This is a genomic window from Mycobacterium sp. PDNC021, from assembly GCF_048282635.1.
Classification (GTDB): domain Bacteria; phylum Actinomycetota; class Actinomycetes; order Mycobacteriales; family Mycobacteriaceae; genus Mycobacterium; species Mycobacterium llatzerense.
In genome coordinates this window covers 1,559,472-1,576,067 of the sequence record NZ_CP182502.1, presented here as the reverse complement: position 1 = coordinate 1,576,067, position 16,596 = coordinate 1,559,472, and the positions used below count along the sequence as shown (strand labels likewise).

Annotated in this window: 16 protein-coding genes and 1 riboswitch; of the genes, 6 read left to right on the top strand and 10 right to left on the bottom strand. The window is 66.2% G+C overall.

Translation table 11 applies throughout. From position 1 onward, the window contains the following. Positions 1-67: 67 nt before the first annotated feature. The 8 genes from ACNO8X_RS07335 to ACNO8X_RS07300 all read right to left on the bottom strand — a co-directional run bounded on the left by ACNO8X_RS07335 (position 68) and on the right by ACNO8X_RS07300 (position 8,793). Complete coding sequence (locus ACNO8X_RS07335; RefSeq protein WP_166651249.1) at positions 68-688, bottom strand: hypothetical protein; 621 nt, start codon at positions 686-688, stop codon at positions 68-70. Between the two features lie 800 nt (positions 689-1,488). Beyond that, positions 1,489-1,878 carry a hypothetical protein gene (locus ACNO8X_RS07330; protein WP_418004768.1) on the bottom strand — a complete coding sequence of 130 codons (390 nt, stop codon included), beginning with the start codon at positions 1,876-1,878 and terminating at the stop codon, positions 1,489-1,491. A gap of 3 nt (positions 1,879-1,881) precedes the next feature. After that, on the bottom strand, positions 1,882-2,652 hold the full coding sequence (locus tag ACNO8X_RS07325; RefSeq protein WP_418004767.1) for a MerR family transcriptional regulator: 771 nt from the start codon (positions 2,650-2,652) through the stop codon (positions 1,882-1,884). 9 nt (positions 2,653-2,661) lie between these two features. Continuing rightward, a complete protein-coding gene (locus tag ACNO8X_RS07320; RefSeq protein WP_418004766.1) occupies positions 2,662-4,146 on the bottom strand; it encodes a flavin-containing monooxygenase in 1,485 nt (494 codons plus the stop codon). 2 nt (positions 4,147-4,148) lie between these two features. After that, positions 4,149-5,069, bottom strand: a complete 921-nt coding sequence (locus ACNO8X_RS07315; RefSeq protein WP_071287571.1) for a reductase — start codon at positions 5,067-5,069, stop codon at positions 4,149-4,151. A gap of 11 nt (positions 5,070-5,080) precedes the next feature. Beyond that, positions 5,081-5,938 carry an SDR family NAD(P)-dependent oxidoreductase gene (locus ACNO8X_RS07310; protein ID WP_418004765.1) on the bottom strand — a complete coding sequence of 286 codons (858 nt, stop codon included), beginning with the start codon at positions 5,936-5,938 and terminating at the stop codon, positions 5,081-5,083. Further along, positions 5,938-6,924, bottom strand: a complete 987-nt coding sequence (locus tag ACNO8X_RS07305) for an alpha/beta hydrolase (RefSeq protein WP_418004764.1) — start codon at positions 6,922-6,924, stop codon at positions 5,938-5,940. Before ACNO8X_RS07305 ends, ACNO8X_RS07310 begins: the two co-directional genes overlap by 1 nt. Before the next feature lie 138 nt (positions 6,925-7,062). Then, positions 7,063-8,793 (bottom strand): MFS transporter, encoded by a 1,731-nt coding sequence (locus ACNO8X_RS07300; RefSeq protein WP_418004763.1) that lies wholly within the window; start codon positions 8,791-8,793, stop codon positions 7,063-7,065. Positions 8,794-8,999: 206 nt separating this feature from the next. Next, positions 9,000-9,115: riboswitch (TPP riboswitch) on the top strand. Between ACNO8X_RS07300 and thiC the strand changes: the two genes are divergently transcribed. The 6 genes from thiC to ACNO8X_RS07270 all read left to right on the top strand — a co-directional run bounded on the left by thiC (position 9,106) and on the right by ACNO8X_RS07270 (position 14,736). Next, a complete protein-coding gene (gene thiC / locus ACNO8X_RS07295; protein WP_418004762.1) occupies positions 9,106-10,716 on the top strand; it encodes a phosphomethylpyrimidine synthase ThiC in 1,611 nt (536 codons plus the stop codon). (Overlaps the previous riboswitch by 10 nt.) Positions 10,717-10,925: 209 nt before the next feature. Further along, positions 10,926-11,468: a hypothetical protein gene (locus ACNO8X_RS07290; RefSeq protein ID WP_418004761.1), complete on the top strand. Its 543-nt coding sequence runs from the start codon at positions 10,926-10,928 to the stop codon at positions 11,466-11,468. Positions 11,469-11,492: 24 nt separating this feature from the next. Continuing rightward, positions 11,493-12,323 (top strand): bifunctional hydroxymethylpyrimidine kinase/phosphomethylpyrimidine kinase, encoded by an 831-nt coding sequence (gene thiD / locus ACNO8X_RS07285; protein ID WP_418004760.1) that lies wholly within the window; start codon positions 11,493-11,495, stop codon positions 12,321-12,323. Continuing rightward, positions 12,313-12,939: an alpha/beta family hydrolase gene (locus tag ACNO8X_RS07280; protein WP_418004759.1), complete on the top strand. Its 627-nt coding sequence runs from the start codon at positions 12,313-12,315 to the stop codon at positions 12,937-12,939. Before thiD ends, ACNO8X_RS07280 begins: the two co-directional genes overlap by 11 nt. Before the next feature lie 14 nt (positions 12,940-12,953). After that, entirely contained in the window at positions 12,954-14,441 is a 1,488-nt protein-coding gene (locus tag ACNO8X_RS07275) for a flavin-containing monooxygenase (RefSeq protein ID WP_418004758.1), read from the top strand. Positions 14,442-14,457: 16 nt separating this feature from the next. Beyond that, complete coding sequence (locus ACNO8X_RS07270; RefSeq protein WP_083420435.1) at positions 14,458-14,736, top strand: hypothetical protein; 279 nt, start codon at positions 14,458-14,460, stop codon at positions 14,734-14,736. On the opposite strand, the gene ACNO8X_RS07265 is transcribed toward ACNO8X_RS07270, so the two are convergent. Further along, entirely contained in the window at positions 14,733-15,923 is a 1,191-nt protein-coding gene (locus ACNO8X_RS07265) for an MFS transporter (RefSeq protein WP_418004757.1), read from the bottom strand. The two genes, ACNO8X_RS07270 and ACNO8X_RS07265, sit on opposite strands and share 4 nt — an antisense overlap. A gap of 23 nt (positions 15,924-15,946) precedes the next feature. Beyond that, positions 15,947-16,585 carry a GntR family transcriptional regulator gene (locus ACNO8X_RS07260; RefSeq protein ID WP_418004756.1) on the bottom strand — a complete coding sequence of 213 codons (639 nt, stop codon included), beginning with the start codon at positions 16,583-16,585 and terminating at the stop codon, positions 15,947-15,949. Between the last annotated feature and the right edge of the window lie 11 nt (positions 16,586-16,596).

Here is a 16,596-nt window from a genome sequence, read left to right as displayed (position 1 = left end):
ACGCGGAACGGCGGCCGCTCACGCCGATTCGGCCCGGCGTGAGCAACCGTCGTCAATCCCGTTGTGGCTAAACCAGTTCCGGCACCCGTAGGTGGGCGAAGGCCACCTCGAATTCACCTTCGTCGAGCTCGGTCGCACCGGCTTCCGGAAGTCTCGATTCTTTGATCGTCTGCGCCTGAGCCCGGTTGCGCGCCATGGCTTCTCGGCTGTCGAACGTCGTGCAGGACACGCCACGGCCGGTGGCCCGATCGACCATCAGGCTGACGCTGCAGAAGCCTTCGAGTGCCTCGGTGTCGGGCACGATGTTCGACCTGAAGTAGTCGATCGCGGCATCGGCGTTCGCCGGGTCGGCATGCCCCCAGGTCACTCGAGCGCACGCGCCCTCGGGGATCTGGTGAGCGCGGTGCATGACGGCGATGTCCCACTCGTCGACGGTCGCGGCGCCGCCGAACATCCCGATGGCCCGTTCGCGGATCGGCCGAACCTGGTCAGCGAGCGCACTCATCGCCTCCTCGGATTCCCATGCCGTCACAGCGATGCACCGACCCGATTCACGGTCGGTGAGCAGCGACATGCCGACGAACCCGTTCAGCTCTTGCAGTTTGGGCATCACTTCATCGCGCAGGTGAGCCACTCCTGCGTCGATAGCCGAGGGTTGTGCATGAATAGTGGTAGAGCGTGCGTACACGACCCACCCCCTCTATATATCGGGGCAGCGCCCCAGCGGCGCCGCCGGTCCACCGATATACGTTCCTCCGATGTCCGGCAGGTGGCAATAGCCGGTCGGCACACCTCATCGCTTGAGGTATTTCCTTGACGCCCAAGGAAAATAGCTGCAGTCCCGACGCGAACTCGCTGCCGCGGAGCGTCTGCGTCAACCGGCGCGGTCATGAGCCTCAGCGATGGGGTTCGGCCCGCCCCAACGGCTGGCCACTATGCGTCGGCGGCCCGGGTGATTCTTGCTGCCGACTGACCTCGATCGTAAATATCGACGACCGCGCCATTGGCCACCATGCTCAGGTAGCGGCCGACGGCGGAGCGGAACGCCGGAAGAGCTACCCGAATCACCAAGTGGCCCGGCAAAGGCAGCCGACGGCGGTGCTCCCGCGTCGGGCGCCCCGGGGGATGGATCGACGCCACATCAATGCCTCTGCGTTTCACCGTGATTGACTCACCGCTTGCGGCAAGTTCAAGGTAATACCTTGTCGCACTGCGTAGTTGGCCAATGCCGATGGTGCGGTGCATAGTTGTCCGCCGCCTGGTCAGTGGGACACGCCGGTCACGGAGACCAGGAATCGAGTAGTGCGCAACGCCGAATCAGCCAATGAATTTCCCCTATCCCCTTGGCGTCGTTGACACCCCACGATAGTTATACCGATCGGTCTACTCGCCGTTTTGAAGTTAACCGACCGCCGCCACCGTTGTCAATGAGGTCAGGCGATATTGGGGTTGTGCGCAAGAACGGTGTTCTTGCGCCGTCTCACTTCCCTAGCTCCGCTTTCCGCCCGGAATCCGGTCGACGAACCACCCGAGCCGGGCCACCGTGGTGTCCAGCGGTTCGACGACTTCGGCGAGTCGCTGCAGGCTCGGCAGGGTCGCGGCAATCGAGTTCGCGCCGAACGCGATCTTCTCGGCGGAGGTGTCGATGCCGGCCGCGGCCTCGGTCAGGGTGGTGATCTGACTGGCGATCAATTCCGCGTGCCGGTCGATACCGGCAGCACTCACACTCAGGGCAGCGATGTTGTCCGCGATGTATTGCGACGACTTCCGTAGCTCGGCGACGTCATCCATCAACGCGAACACCGCTTGGATGAGCGTCTTCGGTCCGCGTCGCTTCCGTTTGCCGGACTCGGTCCCAGCTTCGTGTGCCCCTGCCATGACTCACGCCTTCCGTTCGGCAGGAGCCCCCTGATCCTTGGCCTCCTGCTGGTACTGCCGAAGCTCGGCCCGCACCGCTTCATCTAACGCGCGGTCAAGGCTAGCGTGGGCAGATCGGCGAGATACGCGGCGCATGGCGTCGATGAGATCGGCGGCCCAGGCAAGTTCGACATCGTTGCTGGGGTACCAGCCCGGACCCCGCTGCCGGACCACCTCGGTGTGTCCGGCCCGGGTCATGGCACGGGCCGCGTCGTCGAGCTTCTTGTCGACCGCCGTGGTGGTCTTCAGGATCGCCGCCAACGGCATGCCGCGGGAGATGAGCCTGGCGAAGTCGTCGATCACCCGGCGGTCGGGCACCAGGTACGAGTCCTTGTCGCCCGTCGGCTCGATGATGCCGCCGGCGACCAGCCGTTTCACCGTCGCGCCGTCCAGTCGGCCGAGCTGCATCTGCAGCTCTTCGCGCGTCATGGTCTGCGCCTGCGGATTCGACCACGGCGAGATCACCAGCTCCTCGAGCTCCGCCAGGTCCAACACCTCGACCAGCCCCTCGCCGCGCTGCAGGCCGGTGAGGAACTTCAAGATGTGTTTGACGGTGAAGCCCTCGCTGAGCAGCCGGACGATGGCTTGCAACTGGCTCAGGTGCCGGTCGGTGTAGATCGCGACCCGGCCCCGGCGCTGAGGCCGGGGCAGCAGGCCGCTCTCCTGGTAGACGCGGACGTTCCGGGTTGTCGTCCCCGCTTCGCGTGCGAGGTCGTCGATCCGGTACTCAGCCACCAGCGGATTCTATGCGGTCAGGACCGACGCACCGCTGGTCTGCTCAGCAGTGATCTTGAAGTCGTGCAGATTGACCGCCTTCAACTGATTGACGTACTGGGTGGCGAACCCGGGGAACATCGTCGCGTTGAAGCCGTCGTCGGTCAGGTACCAGCTCTGGCAACCGGAGTTCCACGTCGTGGATTGCAGCCGCTGCTGGATGTCCTCGTTGTAGCGGGCCTGCACCTCGGGACGCACGTCGAGCGACTTCCAGCCGAACTGCAGCAGCGTGGAGATCGCCTCGACGATGTAGTCGATCTGCGCCTCCATGTACACCAGCGCCGAGCTGTGGCCGGGGCCCGAGTTGGGCCCGAAGGTGAAATACAGGTTGGGATAACCGGATACCGCGACGCTGCGGTAGGCGTAGGCGCCCCGGCTCCATTCCGCGCTGAGCTCCCGGCCGTCGATGCCGATGACGGGGAACGGGGTGCCCTGCTTGGACACCTCGAAGCCGGTGGCGAACACGATGGCGTCGAATTGGTGCTCGATGCCTTCGACTGTCCGAATTCCCTTGGGCGACAACCGGGAAATGGGCCAGGTCACCAGCTTGCAATTGTCTGCCTGCAGCGCAGGGTAGTAGTCGCGGGTCATCAGTAGCCGCTTGCAGCCAGCCGAGAAGTCGGGCGTGAGTTGCCGGCGCAGCCACGGATCCTTCACCTGCATGCGCAGATTCGCGAGGCTCAGCGCTTCGACCACCCGGGTGAACGGGCTGTCCCACACCACGCCGAGCGCGACCGACTCATGGCCCCAGAACCAGGCCGACCGGGCAATCTTCTCGGCGAACGGCACGTCCTTGTAGATCCGCTTCATCCAGCCGCTGGTGGATCCGTTGATCCGGGGGATCACCCAGCCTGGTGTGCGCTGGAACACCTTGACCGACTTGGCGACCTTGACCAGTTCCGGGACGATCTGCACGCCGCTGGCGCCGGTGCCGACGACGGCGACCTTCTTCCCGGTGAAGTCGTAGTCGTGATCCCAACGGGCACTGTGGATCTTGTGACCCTCGTAGGTCTCGATGCCGTCGATCTTCGGGAAGCTCGCGTTCGCCAGCGGCCCGGAGGCGACGATGACGGTGCGCGCCCGGACCGGTTCGCGGCCTTCGAAGTTGACGGTCCACTCCCCCGCCACCTCGTCGAACTCGACGCCGGTCACGTTGTGACCGAACCGGATATGCGGTGCAATGCCCGAGGATTCGACCATGCTGTCGATGTACCCGAGGATCTCATCGCTGGCCGAGTAGGTATGCGACCAGTCCGGGTTGGGCGCGAAGCTGTACGAGTACAGGCGCGACGGAATATCGCACGCCGCACCGGGATACGTGTTGTCACGCCAGGTGCCGCCGACTCGGGTGCCGCGTTCGAAGATCTCGAAATCGGTGATGCCCTGGTCTTTGAGCCGGATGGCGGCGCCGATGCCGGCGAACCCGGCACCGATGATGGCAGTAGAGATTGTCATGATCAGGCCACCGGCTCGTAGGTCATCTCGTCCGACCAGCTGGGCGTGTTCCGAATCAGCGGCATCGGGATGGCGCCGGTGACAACCACCAGGGAATCGGCCAGCCAGTGGTACTTCGAGGTCCGGTCGATCACCTTCTTGGCATGCCACGAGACGAACCGGTACATCGGTACCCGACGCGCGAAAGAGCTTCGCTCGCCGACACTTTGGAACCGGCGCATCGCCTGGTACAGCCGCTCTTCGTTGACGCCCATGGCGACGATGTTGTCGCGCATCTTGTTGAGCAGCGGGAAGTAGCTCAGCGTGCCGATCACCAGCGCCGGGTTCAGCCAGCTGCCGACGAAGTCGACGGCCAGCTTGCGCAGGTCGGCGTGACCCAGGATGTCCATCACCTCGAAGTCGACCGCGAGGTGCCGCGATTCGTCGGAGTTGATGCGCTTGAAAACCTCTTGCGCCACCGGGTCTTTGACCTCATCGGTGATGAATTTGATGAGCGCACCGTCCAACGCCACTTCCAGCATCGGGATGACGGTGCCGAGGATCGACAGCGACATGCCGTCGGAGAACTTGTCGAGCCAGGTGATCACCAGTTGCACGTTGACGCTGGGCGGCGGGACCTCGTCGTTCTCGAGCATGCCCCAGCGCCGCATCAGCGCGAGCTCGGCGTTGGCGTGCTTCTGCTCCTCCGCGTGGAAGTGCTCGTAGATGCTCTTGAGCGTCGGGGTCGGGGCCTTCTTGGCCAGCGCGGCGAAGCCACGGGCGCCGACGTTCTCGATCCACATCAGGTCGGTCATGAACGGCTTGAGCTTGGCCCACAGTTCGGGCTCGATCAACTCGGCTCCCGGTGCGTCCCAGTCGATGTCGACCAGGGCCCACTGCTTGTCCTTGATCTTCTGCAGCATCTCATCGAGATCCATTGCCATGATGCGTCCTTTCAGTTCGCGGGGAGGATTCGGTTCAGCAGTCCGGCGCCCTGGGTGTACAGCGCGGGGAAATGACGTTTGAGATGCCAGATGACGTTCGCGTCGAATTGCGGTACCACGTACAACCGGCCGCCGTCGTGGGCATCGAGCGTGCGGGCGGCGACGTTGTCGGGAGACAACCCGGTCCACCGCATGAGCTGCTCGGCGAGGTTCGACGATCCTGGCGTGATGCGCCCGTCTCGCGCGACATTCGTCTTCACGAAGGTGGGACACAGCACCGTCACCGCAACGCCTGTGCCGTTCAATTCCGCCGACAACGTTTCGGACAGCGACATCACGCCGGCCTTGGAGACGTTGTAGGCGGCCATCGACGGCGCGGCGGCGAACCCGGCGGCCGAGGCCACGTTGATGATGCCGCCCTTGCCGGCCTCGCGCAGCAGTGGGGTGAAGACCTCACAGCCGTACACCACGCCCCACAGGTTGATGCCGAGTGCCCAGTCCCAGTCCTCGAAGCCGATGTCGCCCACCGGTTTTCCGCCGATGCCGACGCCGGCATTGTTGATCACCAGGGTTGGTGCGCCGCCGAAAATCTCCTGTGACTGCTTGGCCAGCAGCTCGATGGCGGTGCGGTCGGCGACGTCGCACTGCACGGCGTGGCCTTTGCCGGTCGGCAGCTGGCCGATCAGCGCCACGGTTTCCTGCGCCCGCTCCATGCTGATGTCCGCGCAGATGATCTCGCCACCGCGCCGGGCGAGTTCGAGGGCGAAGGACCGCCCGATGCCACTGCCGGCACCGGTGACCACGGCCTTCGCCTTGTCCGAGCGGCGTTCGCCGCGAAAGACATTGAGTATCGTGTCGATGCCGATCATCAGCACACCTCTTCGAGTTCGTTGGATTTGTAGGCATCGGCGATGAAGGCCGCGGCGCGACGGAGCGCCGGTGCGGCTTCGGGTGCCAGATGCGGCAGGGCCTGGAAGACGTGCACCATGCCGGGCCAGACCTCGAGCGCGCTGGTGCCGCCGGCGCGGCGCAGTTCGGCATCGAGGTAGCGGGCGTCGGCGCGCAGCATCTCGAAACCACCGACCTGAATCAACATGGGCGGCAACAGATCAGCTTTCGCGAAGTCGAGCCGCAGGCGCGGATCGGTCAGGTTCTGCCCCTGGGTGTAGAGCCCGACCATGCGCGCGGCGGCAGTGGCGGACATCGCCGGATCGCGGTACGTCGCCTTCTCCTGCTCCAGCGCGAGCCCGAGCGTCACATCGATCAGCGGAGAGAACAGCACCACGCCCGCGGGCCGGAAGTCAGCGTCGCCGGCGTGCGCCAGCAGCATGTCGCAGGTGAGATGGCCGCCGGCCGAGTCTGCGCCCATCACGATGTCCGACGCCGCATAGCCTTCCGACAACAGCCACCGGTAGCCGGCTTCGACGTCCTCGGCCGCGGTCGGGAAGCGGTGCTCGGGGGCCAGCCGGTAGTCCACCACGAACATCGGCAGGCCGGTCGCCTCGGACAACCGCGCCACCAGCTTGCGGTGCGTGCGCGCCGAGCAGATGACATACGCACTGCCGTGCACGTAATAGCCCGCACGGCTGCCGAATTCCACTCCCGGGCCCAGCACCCATTCGCCCCGCATCTCGGGCGTACGAACCGGGATGATCCTGGTGCCGCCGGGCATGGAACCGAAGGTCTCCATGATGGTGGCGATCAGCCCGCGTCCGAACCAGACACCGGGGGTGTTCATGGGGATGGCGCTGGTCAGATTGCCCAGGGTCCAACGGGTCACAGTGGCCGAGAGCGTCGAGCGCAACGTTGCGCGGCTGGGTACCTCGGGCAGCGTTGCCCGATCAGTTTCCGTCACGCCAACTAGAGCACCACCAACTGTGCCATTTGTCAATGGCACAGTCAGCGTCGGCGTCCTGACCAGCGACGAATGGCCACTTGGAGCACGGTTTCTGTCAGATTCCGTGCTCTAAGTGGCCGTTCGGCGGTGGGAAAATCAGGCCTCGTTGTCGGCGCCGGGCTCCGTGGCGTAGGTGCCCGGATTGAACATCGACGCCACCGCGCCGAGCAGCATCATGATCGCCGCCGCGCCGAAGACCACGGCCAGTCCGGAATGGAACGGTTCGGTGATCAACTGAGGGAAGAACGACTGGCCGGTCAGCGTGGCGGCGTTGACGCCGGGCTGCTGCAAGGCATGGAACGGAGCCAGCAATTCGCCGATCGGGTTGTAGCCGAGGAAGGCCGCGAACAGGCTGCCCACCGGCGGCAGTTCGGCCACCTGGTGCGCGACGTCAGCCGAAACCCCTTGCTGCTGAAGGCCGCTGGACAGTGCGGACGGCAACGTGTTGGCCAGCCCCACGATCATGAGGGAGAAGAAGATACCGATCGACAGTGAGTTGCCGGCGTTGAAGAACGTCGACCGGACGCCCGATGCCGCGCCCCGCTGCGCGGCCGGCACGCTCGACATGATGGCCGCGGCGTTGGGCGCGGTGAAGATGCCGCCGCCGACGCCGTTGAGGAACACCAGCAGCGCGAATTCCCAGTACTCGAAGTTGACCGGAATCATCAGCAGGGCAACGAAAGTCACCGCCATCAGCAGCATGCCGCCGACCGCCAGGGGCCGGGCGCCGAGCCGGTCGGAGAGGGTACCGGCGACGGGTGCCGCGACCAGGAAGCCGATGGTGGCCGGCAGCAGATAGATACCTGCCCACAGCGGGGTCGATTCAAAGTCGTAGCCGTGCAGGGGCAGCCAGATGCCTTGCAGCCAGATGATCAGCATGAACTGCAGCCCGCCGCGGCCCACCGACGACATCAGCCCGGCCAGGTTGCCCATGCCGAACGTCGCCGACTTGAACAGCCGCATGTCGACCATCGGCGACTCGACCTTGAGCTCGACGACGCAGAAGGCGACCAACAGCAGCAGGCCGACGGCGATCGATCCCAGCACCGCCGGGCTGCCCCAGCCCGTCGGCGAATTGCCGTACGGCTGAATGCCATACGTGATGCCGAGCAGCAGCACCGTCAAGCCCACGCCGAACGTCGCGGTGCCGGCCCAGTCCATCCGGCCCGGCGTGCGGGAGCCCAATTCATGCAGCGAGCGGTAGCTCCAGATGGTGCCGACGATGCCGATCGGGACGCCGACCCAGAAGACGGCCTTCCACTCCCACTCCGAGAGGAACCCGCCGATCAGCAGACCGAGGAACGAACCGGCCACCGCAGCCACCATGTTGACGCCGAGCGCCATGCCGCGCTGGTTGGCCGGGAAGGCGTCGGTCAGGATCGCCGATGACGACGCCATCAGCATGGCGCCACCGATGCCCTGAATCACGCGCCAGGCGATGAGCCACACCGCGCCGCCGCCGAGATGGAACGGATCGAATGACAACGCGACTGCAGCGAAGGTGAAGACGACGAAACCGATGTTGTAGATACGGACCCGGCCGTACATGTCACCGAGGCGGCCGAACGGCACCACCAGCACGGCCGTCACCACGAGGTAGCCCATCAGCATCCACAGCAGGTAGCTGACGTTGCCCGGCGCCAGCGGGTTCAACCCGATGCCCCGGAAGATGGCCGGCAGCGAGATCAGCACGATCGACGCGTTGATGGTGGCCAGCAGCGTGCCCAGCGTGGTGTTGGACAGCACCACCCACTTGTAGTGGGGATGGTCGTGGTCCATCTGGACACGCCGGCGCGCGGTTGCTCTGAGCTCGGTGTCAGTCGTCATCAGTCGGTCTTCGCTCCAATATCAGAAAAACATATGTTAGCTATACAAACGACCTCATGACAATTCGATTCACCGACCAACGCCCGCCGAAACGGCATTCCAGCAGAAGAAGTGCGAGTAACGGCCTGCCGGAATGCCGTTTCGGCAGGGGCACTACCTGGGCAGCGTCGCAACCTTGCCTTCCTGCGGCGATCGGCTACGGTGAACAACGTCCGCGCGGGAGCGCACACCTTGGTGCGCTGAGAGGACGGCTGTATGGCGCCGTCGACCGTATGAACCTGACCGGGTAATGCCGGCGTAGGGAGTAAGCAGATGACTGCAATTGCTGTATTCAACGACCTTTCTTGCGGCCCGATCCAGGGCAGCACCAAGGTTTACCGGGAGCTTCCCGACGGTGGAAAGGTCCCGTTCCGGCGGGTCAACCTGACCAACGGCGAGCACCTCGACCTGTACGACACCTCGGGTCCGTACACCGACGAGACCGCCACCATCGACCTGGAGAAGGGCCTGCCCGCCCGCCCCGGCGTCGTCAAGGACCGCGGCACCCAGCTGCAGCGCGCCCGCAACGGCGAGATCACCGCGGAGATGGCCTTCATCGCGGTCCGCGAAGGCATGCCCGCCGAGTTGGTGCGCGACGAGGTGGCCCGCGGTCGCGCGGTGATCCCGGCCAACCACAACCACCCCGAGCTGGAACCGATGGTCATCGGCAAGGCGTTCAAGGTCAAGGTCAACGCCAACATCGGCAACTCCGCCGTGACGTCCTCGATCTCCGAAGAGGTCGACAAGATGGTGTGGGCCACCCGCTGGGGCGCCGACAACATCATGGACCTGTCCACCGGCAAGAACATCCATGAAACCCGCGAGTGGATCCTGCGTAACTCCCCCGTCCCGGTCGGGACCGTGCCGATCTACCAGGCGCTGGAGAAGGTCAACGGGGATCCGACGCTGCTGACCTGGGAGCTCTACCGCGACACCGTCATCGAGCAGTGCGAGCAGGGCGTCGACTACATGACGGTGCACGCCGGCGTGCTGCTGCGCTACATCCCGCTGACGGTCAAGCGCGTCACCGGCATCGTGTCGCGCGGCGGCTCGATCATGGCGGCGTGGTGCCTGGCGCACCACCAGGAGTCGTTCCTGTACACGCACTTCGAAGAGCTCTGCGAGATCCTGCAGCGCTACGACGTCACCTTCTCCCTCGGTGACGGCCTGCGTCCCGGCTCGATCGCCGACGCCAACGACGAGGCCCAGTTCGCCGAGCTGACCACCCTCGGCGAGCTCACCAAGATCGCGAAAAGCCATGGCGTGCAGGTGATGATCGAAGGCCCGGGCCACGTCCCGATGCACAAGATCGTCGAGAACGTGCGGCTGGAAGAAGAGCTGTGCGAGGAGGCCCCGTTCTACACGCTGGGGCCGCTGGCGACGGACATCGCGCCGGCGTACGACCACATCACCTCGGCCATCGGCGCGGCGATCATCGCTCAGGCCGGCACCGCGATGCTGTGCTACGTCACCCCGAAGGAGCACCTGGGCCTGCCCAACCGCAAGGACGTCAAGGACGGGGTGATCGCGTACAAGATCGCCGCGCACGCCGCTGACCTGGCCAAGGGCCACCCCGGCGCGCAGGACCGCGACAACGCGCTGTCCCAGGCCCGCTTCGAGTTCCGCTGGCACGACCAGTTCGCGCTGTCGCTCGACCCGGACACCGCCCGCGAGTACCACGACGAGACGCTGCCCGCCGAGCCCGCCAAGACCGCGCACTTCTGCTCGATGTGCGGGCCCAAGTTCTGCTCGATGCGCATCACGCAGGACATCCGCGACGCGTACCCGGATGGCGTCGCCCCTGACGACATCGAGCGGGGCATGGCCGAGAAATCACAGGAGTTCGCCGACAACGGCAACCGCGTGTATCTCCCGATGGCCTGACGCGTCCGATGTTCAAACAGGCTGCGACTCTTGTGCTTACGGCAGTCGTCGCAGCCTGCTCGAACACCCCGGGCAGCCCTCCCGGAACGTCACCGACAACCACCTCCAGCACGTCGCACAGCACGGCTGCGCAACAGGCGGTGGTTGTCGGTGAAGTACCCGGCCAGCCGGCAGCGGCCGTTGCCTTACGCCGTTGGGTTGGCGACCTCGTGTCCCTCAGCACCGGCGACGTCGTCGCGAAGTGCTGGACCGTCGCCCCGGACCGAGCCAGACACATGTACGCAGACCGAGCTCCGATTCTTGCTGCGGTCGCGCAGCCGGGCATCGATGGCCAATTCGCGGTGATTTGGCAGGACGAGACCACGAACGTCTCGGTGCGGCGCAGCGAGATCCGGTCGGGTTACGCCTGCCCGTACGTGCACGCGGCCGGCGCGGGAAATCACCTGACACCCGAGGACGCCGAGTACATCGTGCAGCGGTACCTGTCCCGGGTCGTCGGAAAGCCCGTCAATCCCGACGACATCGAATCCAAGTACCGACTGAAATGCAACAACTTGTCGATGGTCGCGGAGCAACTCCTCGGAAAAGTGACGTCGTTCGACGCCAATTCCATAAAGTCGAACGGCGAGACCGACAGCCCGGTTGTCACCGTCGCCGTCCACCGCGCCGGCAGTTCTGGCGACATCCACGTGTCGCTCAGCGGCGGCATCGACGGCTCCGACAGCATCTACTGCATCAGCGACAGCGACTGAGGGGAGCACGCTAAGTTGGCTTCCATGCTTCCGCTCACCCACGCCGGCGAGACCCCACTGCGGGTGATGACCATCGCTGGCTCGGATTCCGGCGGTGGCGCCGGCATCCAGGCCGATCTGCGTACGTTCGCGATGCTCGGCGTGCACGGCTGCGTCGCCGTCGCGGCAGTGACGGTACAGAACTCGGTGGGGGTGAAGGCTTTTCACGAGCTGCCGCTGGACATCATCAGCGGGCAGATCACCGCGGTGGTCGAAGACATCGGTATCCAGGCCGCCAAGACCGGGATGCTGGCGTCGGCCGAGATCATCGGTGTGGTCGCCGAGACCTGGCAGAGCCTCGACGGTGACATCCCGTTGGTCGTCGACCCCGTGTGCGCATCGATGCACGGCGACCCGCTGCTGCACCCGAGCGCACTGGATTCTGTTCGCACCCAGCTGTTTCCGATCGCCACCCTGGTCACGCCGAACCTCGACGAGGTCCGGCTGATCACGGGCATCGAGGTGGTGGACGCGTCGACTCAGCGCGACGCGGCCAAGGCCCTGCACGACCTGGGCCCGAAGTGGGCGCTGGTCAAGGGCGGTCATCTGCGGTCCAGCGACCACAGCCCGGACCTGCTTTACGACGGCACCGAGTTCTACGAGTTCACCACCGAGCGCATCGACACCGGCCATGACCACGGCGCCGGCGACACCCTCGCCGCGTCCACGGCTTGTGCACTGGCACATGGTTTTTCGGTGCCCGATGCGGTGGCGTTCGGCAAAAGCTGGGTGACGGAATGTCTGCGGGCGGCCTACCCGTTGGGCCACGGCCACGGTCCGGTGAACGCGCTCTTCCGGTTGAGTCATGGATCTTGATGCCATCGCGGGCGTCGGGCACGAACCCGACGGCACGCCCAAAGGTACGGTGCTGCTCACGCACGGTGCGGGCAGTAACCGCGACGCCCCGCTGATCATCCGACTGTGCGATGAGTGGGCGCGCCACGGCTGGCTGGCCATCCGCTACGACCTGCCGTACCGCCGTCGCCGGCCGAAAGGCCCGCCGTCGAACTCGGCGGCGTCCGACCAGCAGGGCATCGTCGAGGCGATCGAGCTGGCCCACACGCTGACCGCCGGCCCCGTGATCGCGGGCGGCCATTCCTACGGCGGCCGGATGACCTCGATGGTCGCGGCCGACGGTGCCGATCTGGCCGTCCTCGCCCTGTCCTCCTATCCCCTGCACCCGCCCGGCAAGCCTGAGCGGGCCCGCACCGAGCACCTACCCCAGATCGCGGTCCCGACGGTCTTCACGCACGGCACCGCCGACCCGTTCGGCACCATCGCCGAGCTCACGGCCGCCGCCGCCCTGATTCCCGCGCCCACCGAACTCGTCGAGATCACCGGCGCCCGCCATGACCTGGGATCCAAGACCCTGGACGTGCCCGCACTGGCGGTTACTAGAGCCATTGGACTCATTACCCGAAGCGGTACCTGAGGTACCGTCTGAATATGACGACGCAGCAGTTCGACGCGGTCATCGTCGGCGCGGGATTCGCCGGTATCGGTGCGGCCATCCAGCTCAAACGCCTCGGGATCGACAATTTCACCATCCTCGAGCGTGAGGACGACCTCGGCGGCACCTGGTACGTCAACCACTACCCGGGCCTCGCGGTCGACGTGCCCACCACCACCTACTCGTACTTCTTCGAGCCCAACCCGAACTGGTCGCGCCTGTTCACCCCCGGCCCGGAGATCAAGCGATACGCCGACGACGTCGCCGCCAAATACGACGTGCGCCGGCACATCCGGTTCAACGTCGTGGTCGACGGGGCCCGCTGGGACGAGGACGCCTCGCTGTGGCGCATCAACGTCGATGGCGGCGAAACCCTCAGCGCCCGGTATCTGATCACGGCCACCGGCTTCCTGTCTCAGCCGAACATCCCCGCGATTCCGGGCATCGAGACGTTCGCCGGCCGCGTCATCCACACCACCGACTGGGACGACGACTACGACCCTGCGGGCAAGCGCGTCGCGGTCATCGGCACCGGCGCCACCGCGGTGCAGCTGATCCCCGAGCTCGCCAAGACCGCCGCCGACCTGACGGTGTTCCAGCGCACGCCGATCTGGGTGGTGCCCAAGATCGATCCACGCTTCGGCGCCCGGGCCAAGAAGATGTTCGCCCGATTCCCGTTGACGCAGCGTGTTCTTCGCTGGCTCACCGACTCCATCTATGAGGTCATGGTGTCCGTCGGGGTCCGGCACTACGGCATGTTCCGGGGCCGCTTCAACGTCTCGGCCTCCGACCTGTCGAAGATGCACCGGTTCTTCGTCATCCGCGACAAGGACCTACGGCGCCGGCTGACCCCGGACTACGACTTCGGTTGCAAGCGGCCGACTTTCAGCAACGGCTACTACCAGGCCTTCAACCGACCCAACGTGCACCTGCAGGATGCCGGCATCGACCGGGTCGAGGCCGACGGGATCGTCGGCAACGACGGCGTCAAGGTCGAGATCGACACGCTCGTGCTCGCCACCGGTTTCGACCTGTGGGAGGCCAACTTCCCCGCCATCGAGGTGATCGGCCGCGAGGGCCGCGATCTCGGAAAGTGGTGGCGCGAAACGCGTTTCCAGGCCTACCAGGGTGTGTCGATGCCCTACTTCCCGAACTACCTGAGCCTGGCCAGCCCGTACGCCTTCCTGGGGTTGAACTTCTTCAACACCATGGAGTACCAGATGCGCCTGATGGACCGGCTTTTCACCGAGGTCAAGGCGCGCGGCGCGACGACGTTCGAGGTCACCGAGGAAGCCAACACGGCGTTCCTGGACCGGATGACCGAACTGCTCGGCGACTCGCTGTTCACCCTCGGCAACTGCGCCAGCGCCCACTCGTACTACTTCAACCCGGCGGGTGAGCCCACGCTGCTGCGTCCGTCGTCCACCGAGACGGCGATCCGCGAAGCGTCCGAATTTCCGTTGAGCGACTACCAGATTTCGTGATCAGAGAGGACCACAGGTGACCAACGCCGCTGAAAGTGCCCCGGGGAAGAAGGGCCTGCTGGCCGGGATCGGATTTGTCCTGGCCGGGCTGGCGCACTTCGTCAAGCCGGAGCTGTTCCAGTCGATCACCGCGACGGCGTTCCCGCAGGACACCGACAAGCACCTCAAGGTCAATGGATCGATCGAGACGGCACTCGGCGTCGGGCTGATCGTGCCCCAGACCCGCAAGGTGGCGACGGTCGGCGTGCTCGGCTACGTCCTCTACCTGGCCGCGAACGTCGCCCGTAACCGCTAGGCGCGGGCCGGCAGGTGCTTGGACCAGCCGGCCGCACAGATCACCGTGCATCCTGCCGCCAGTAGGCCGACCACGGTCAGCATCGCCGGGTAGCTGACGTAGTGGGCCAGCGCGGCTAGCACCGCCGGCAGCAGGAAGCCGACGTACGCCAGCGAGTAGTACACGCCGGACACCCCGGCCAGCTCGTGGGGTTGGGCGATGCGCTGAATCTCGAGCAGCCCGGACACGATGGCGATGCCGTAGGCACTGCCCAGCAGCATGGCCACCAGCACCGCGATGGCAGGTGAGCGCGTCACGGCGGTGGCGACGGCGGCGAACACACCCGCCGACATCAGCACCATGGACACCACCACTGCGCGGGCGCTGGAATGGTCGTCCAGGCGCCGGGCGATCGGCTGCACCAGCACGCCGCAGGCCAGGGTCAGCACCGTCAGGCCCGCGGTGTACAGCAGCGCCCAGGAACCGAGTCGATCGGCGACCAACGCCGGCACGATGGCGTACGCGATGGCTGCCGAGCCGAACACCCATGGCGCCATCGGGGCCACCACGCGGACGAAGCGGCGGTGCGTCGCGGCCGGAACCCGCAACTGGGACAACAGATCTCCGCTGACGCGAGCGCCCCGCGTCTCTACGGTCCGGGTCAACACCAGCCAGAGCGCCGGAGCGCACAGCGCGGCCTGCACCAGGTAGGTCAGGGTCAACGGCAACGGGGCGAACTGAGCCAGCAGGCCCGAGCACAACGGCCCGATCGCCAGCCCCAACGACAGCCAGATCGAGGCCCGGCGCGCTCCGGCCCCGGCCGCGGCCGTGTCATAGGGCGGCGCGGACAGCTCCGCGATCCAGGTCGAGCCGACGGCCATCGCGACGCCGACACTCAGCCCACAGAGCAACCGTCCGACGAAAAGCGCTGGAAATCCACCTAATTCGCCGGTCGCGAGGATCAGGCTGCCCGCTGCCGAACTGATCAGCCCAGCAATCATCAACGGGCGACGGCCGTAGCGATTCGACATCGCGGCGGCGATCAGCAGTCCGGGGATCAGGCCCAGCACGTAGGCGCCCAGCAGGACGTCGACGTCGACACGGGAGTATCCGGCGCGGTGCACGTATTCGATCAGCATCGGGGTGAACTGGTTTCCGCCCCAACCGATGCAGAAGACGCCGGCGGCGACGGCGAGCCACGGCTTCACATTTGCTCCTTGCGTGCGCGGCCTCATCGCAGCACCACCTCGTACGTCGACTCGAGGTGCGCCACCAGCCGGGCATCGAAGGCCGCCGCGTCGCGGGCGCCGATGGCGTGCGCCAGCTCGGCGTGCTCGGCGATGAGCCGGTCGACCAGGGTCCGGTCGGCCTGCACGGCGTCGGCCATCATCCGGCGCTGCCGGTCCCCCAGCGAGCCGTAGAACCGCTGCGCGATGCAGTTGCCGGCGGCATCGACGATGTGCCGGTGGAAGGCGTCGTCGAGCTCGGCGAAGCGCACCAGGTCGGTGGCGGCCCCGCGCTGCTGGTCGATCAGCCGGGCGAGTTCGGCGGCCGCGGCCTGCGCGCTGGCCTCGGAGCGGCAGAGCCGGCGCACGGCGCTGCCCTCCAGCGCCAGACGCATCTCGAGCAGGTCGGTCGCTTCCCGCGGCGGGATCGGCACTACGACCGCGCCCCGGCGCGGCAGCAGGTCGAGCAGGTCCTCGGCGGCCAGCCGCAGGAAGGCCTCGTGTACCGGGGTGCGGCTCACGCCGAGTTCCGCGGCCACCTCGACCTCGCTGAGCAGCTGTCCACCTTTGACCGCGCCGACCAGGATCTTGGTCTTGGTGTCCTGGTAGGCGCGCTCGCTGGCGGGCGTCTGCTCGATGGCCATCTGACGACCGT

What these genes read in the sequence shown, in the direction of transcription:
- ACNO8X_RS07330 (WP_418004768.1), bottom strand. Translation starts at nt 1,878, where the DNA reads ATGGCAGGGGCACACGAAGCTGGGACCGAGTCCGGCAAACGGAAGCGA.
- ACNO8X_RS07320 (WP_418004766.1), bottom strand. Translation starts at nt 4,146, where the DNA reads ATGACAATCTCTACTGCCATCATCGGTGCCGGGTTCGCCGGCATCGGC.
- ACNO8X_RS07315 (WP_071287571.1), bottom strand. Translation starts at nt 5,069, where the DNA reads ATGGCAATGGATCTCGATGAGATGCTGCAGAAGATCAAGGACAAGCAG.
- ACNO8X_RS07310 (WP_418004765.1), bottom strand. Translation starts at nt 5,938, where the DNA reads ATGATCGGCATCGACACGATACTCAATGTCTTTCGCGGCGAACGCCGC.
- ACNO8X_RS07300 (WP_418004763.1), bottom strand. Translation starts at nt 8,793, where the DNA reads ATGACGACTGACACCGAGCTCAGAGCAACCGCGCGCCGGCGTGTCCAG.
- thiC (WP_418004762.1), top strand. Translation starts at nt 9,106, where the DNA reads ATGACTGCAATTGCTGTATTCAACGACCTTTCTTGCGGCCCGATCCAG.
- thiD (WP_418004760.1), top strand. Translation starts at nt 11,493, where the DNA reads ATGCTTCCGCTCACCCACGCCGGCGAGACCCCACTGCGGGTGATGACC.
- ACNO8X_RS07280 (WP_418004759.1), top strand. Translation starts at nt 12,313, where the DNA reads ATGGATCTTGATGCCATCGCGGGCGTCGGGCACGAACCCGACGGCACG.
- ACNO8X_RS07275 (WP_418004758.1), top strand. Translation starts at nt 12,954, where the DNA reads ATGACGACGCAGCAGTTCGACGCGGTCATCGTCGGCGCGGGATTCGCC.
- ACNO8X_RS07260 (WP_418004756.1), bottom strand. Translation starts at nt 16,585, where the DNA reads ATGGCCATCGAGCAGACGCCCGCCAGCGAGCGCGCCTACCAGGACACC.